The sequence below is a fragment of the Gemmobacter sp. genome (assembly GCF_016792925.1).
Lineage (GTDB): Bacteria > Pseudomonadota > Alphaproteobacteria > Rhodobacterales > Rhodobacteraceae > Gemmobacter.
Genome location: NZ_JAEULU010000199.1, coordinates 1 through 2,519, shown reverse-complemented (window position 1 = coordinate 2,519; position 2,519 = coordinate 1). Strand labels below are relative to the sequence as shown.

Sequence of the window (2,519 nt, the reverse complement as noted above, 5' to 3'; positions counted from 1 at the left end):
AAGCCAGACCCCGCCCCCCGCCTTCAGCGCGGGCCAGCTGATCAGCCAGACCAGCCCGGCAATATAGGCGGCATAGAAGCCCGCCGCCGGCACCCAGCGGATCGGATCGGCCAGCAAAGGCCCGATATGTTTGGCAAAAAGCGGCTGCATGACAAAGCGCAGCATGATCGCATCCAGCACGAGGAACGGGATGAGCGTGGCGAAATAAAGCGTGAGGACGGGCATGGCGGGTCTCCTTTCATCAGAAGATAGGGCGACCGGCTGTCAAGGAAAGGTCGGGCACGCACCTTGCAGACGCGGGGTGCGTGCCCGGCGGGCGGTCAGCCCCAGACCTCGGTAAACTCGCGCCATTCACCTTTGCTCATGCCGCTGTCCTCCTGCCCCACCGTCTCGCCCGCAAGGCGGCGCTTCAGCACGGCCACCGCCTTGCCCGACAGGGCAACGCCGCCCATGCGGTAATCCTCGAAGGCGCCAAAGGCCACCGGCACCCAATCGGCCACCACTTTGGCAATCGCCTCGGCATAGACGCGGATTTCATATTGCGCATGGGCATCGGCGCGCAGGCGCAGGAAGTGGAACAGGTTGTGCAGATCCACCTTCCAATACCATTGCGTATAGGTATTGGCGGGCAGGTTCATCCGGGCGAGTTCCCGCGCGAGGCCCTGCTGGCCGTCCTGGCTCAGCATCTCCTCGTAATGGTCAAAGCTGCGCGAGGCGTCGGATTTCAGGATTTCCAGCACCCGCGCGGCCTCGGCCCCTTCCAGCACCGCGCCCCGGCCCTGATTGTTCACCGTGCTTTGCGCCGCCAGATGCTCGGGCCGGGGGATATAGAATTCGCGGTCCATGATCGAATAGCGGGCGGAATATTCGTTCACATTGGCGGTGCGATGGCGGATCCATTGCCGCGCCACGAAAATCGGCAGCTTCACATGCAGTTTCAGCTCGCACATCTCGAAGGGGGTCGAGTGCCAGTGCCGCATCAGATAGCGGATCAGGCCGCTGTCATCATTCACCTTCTTGGTGCCCGCGCCATAGCTGACCCGCGCCGCCTGCACGATGGCGGCATCATTGCCCATATAGTCGATCACCCGGATGAAGCCGTGATCCAGCACCTCATGCGCCTTGTAAAGATGCGCCTCTGCCCCTTCGGACACGGCGCGCAGCGTGGGGCGGGGCGTTGCCCGCAGGGCTTCGATCTCGGCAATCTGGTCAGGGGTCAGCGGCATGGGCACATCCTTAAAGAATCGCGGTGACTATAGCGGGCCACAGGCGATCTGGAAATGCGGCCTCTATATCTTGGGTGGGCTGCACAGGGGCAAAACCAGATGCGGGGCGCGCGGCAGGCTTGCCACTGGTCGCGCGAAAAGTGCAAGCGCTGCGTTGACTTATGCGCCGTGAAACCGGAAATTTGTGCAAAATATACAAAACACAGAGCGGACCAAAGGCATGAACCCGAAAGTTACGATTGCAGCCTTGCTGCTGTTGGCCGCATGCGGTGGCAACCCGATGCCCGATCCGGGTGGCGATGGCGACGGCGATGGCGGCGATGGCACCATTACCGTGCCGGAAAGCGTGGCGGTCAATGTGAAGGGCGCCAAATACGACCCGGACAAGGACAGGTTGCAGCTTACCATCGCGCTGGACAGCTCCAATCCGGTTCTGGCCACCTATGAGCGGGCCGAGAACCTGGATGTGAAGGGCTACAGGGCCTACAAGATGCAGGAAGACCCGCTGGACCGCATGTTCGTGGCCCTGGCCGCGGAAAGCGCCGATGGCAAGACCCGGGCGGTGACCGTGGCCGATGGCGGCCAGTTCGGCGAATATCGCGGCGGCGGCCATTACGAACGGGACGGCAATTTCGATCCGCCAAGCGCCTCGGAGACCAAGGATGGCACCGGTCTTGTGACCTATGCCGGGCGCTATGCCGGGGTGCAGAACATCGACGAACCCGGCAACCCGGATGTGCTGGAGCCGGTGCCGGGCACCGATCCGACCATCCTGCCAAGCCAGCCGCGCCGGGTGCGGGGCGAGATCGTGCTGAATGCCGATTTCGTCGATAACGAGGTGAATGGCGCCATCATCAACCGTCGTGTGGTGGGAGGGGCAGCTTTGGATACCGTTTTCCTGCGCGGCACCGGCATCACCGAAGACGGCACCTTCGAGGGCGAGGTTTCGGCCATTCACAGCGATGCCGAGACGATCGAAGGCAGCTATGGCGGCGTGTTTGGCGGCAGCAATTCCTCCAGCGTGGCCGGTCTGGTGCATCTGACCGCCTTCGACGATGACATTGATCTGGAACAGGAACATGGCGTTTTCGTGCTGACCCAATGCGGCCAGACCGGCGCCGCACAGTCGATCTGCGATCAAGTGGACCCGCAGGACTGATCTGCGATGCCGCGTGCCGGGCATGAACAGCGCAAGCGCCACCCGGTCAGGTTCCGGGTGGCGTTGTGCTGTCTGCTGGCTCTGCCCTTCGCCGCCGGGGCCCGCGATGTGGCGATCAGCCTGTCGGATGCGCG

The 2,519-nt window shown here is 63.2% G+C and carries 3 protein-coding genes; 1 reads left to right on the top strand and 2 read right to left on the bottom strand.

Annotated elements, in window-relative coordinates; translation table 11 throughout:
• Together JNN06_RS09370 and thyX are read right to left on the bottom strand one after the other, a co-directional pair.
• A partial coding sequence (locus tag JNN06_RS09370; RefSeq protein WP_291239324.1) for a DUF2177 family protein occupies positions 1 to 225 on the bottom strand: 225 nt, incomplete at its 3' end.
• Positions 226 to 320: 95 nt separating this feature from the next.
• Positions 321 to 1,226: an FAD-dependent thymidylate synthase gene (gene thyX, locus JNN06_RS09365; RefSeq protein ID WP_291239323.1), complete on the bottom strand. Its 906-nt coding sequence runs from the start codon at positions 1,224 to 1,226 to the stop codon at positions 321 to 323.
• Between the two features lie 220 nt (positions 1,227 to 1,446).
• Between thyX and JNN06_RS09360 the strand changes: the two genes are divergently transcribed.
• The gene (locus JNN06_RS09360) at positions 1,447 to 2,385 is read left to right on the top strand and encodes a thymidylate synthase (protein WP_291239322.1); all 939 of its coding nucleotides are present in this window, start codon (positions 1,447 to 1,449) and stop codon (positions 2,383 to 2,385) included.
• The last annotated feature ends 134 nt before the right edge of the window (positions 2,386 to 2,519 follow it).